This is a genomic window from Komagataeibacter intermedius TF2, from assembly GCF_000964425.1.
Lineage (GTDB): Bacteria > Pseudomonadota > Alphaproteobacteria > Acetobacterales > Acetobacteraceae > Komagataeibacter > Komagataeibacter intermedius.
This window is the reverse complement of the sequence record NZ_BANF01000778.1, coordinates 1-301: the sequence shown is the minus strand read 5'-3', so window position 1 is coordinate 301 and position 301 is coordinate 1. Positions and strand designations below refer to the sequence as shown.

1 protein-coding gene is annotated in these 301 nt (G+C 60.1%); it reads right to left on the bottom strand.

Translation table 11 applies throughout. The annotated features are described in order from the left end of the window. The coding region (locus tag B7449_RS19235) for a 3'-5' exonuclease (protein WP_048884119.1) at positions 1 to 301 on the bottom strand (301 nt) is incomplete at both ends.

The following is a 301-nucleotide window of genomic DNA, read 5'->3' as shown; positions in this document are numbered from 1 at the left end:
TGCCGGAATTCCAGTCCTTTCGACCGGTGCATGGTCATGAGCTGAACGCGATCACGACCTTTTTCTCCAGGTGCTCCGCCTGCCAGTGCCGCATGCTCCAGCAGGTGTTCCACGCGCCGGAAACCCTGGGCCAGTTCGATCAGTTCCGCGAGGTTTTCGCGCTGGGTTGCGGCTTCATCCGAATCATCAGCCCGCAGCATGTCCAGATACCCTGTTGCCTCGAGCAGGCCGGTAAGGCGCTCCCCAAGGCTTTCCCCTTCCCGACATCCGATCTGTCTGAGAATCTGGACGAATCCCTGCA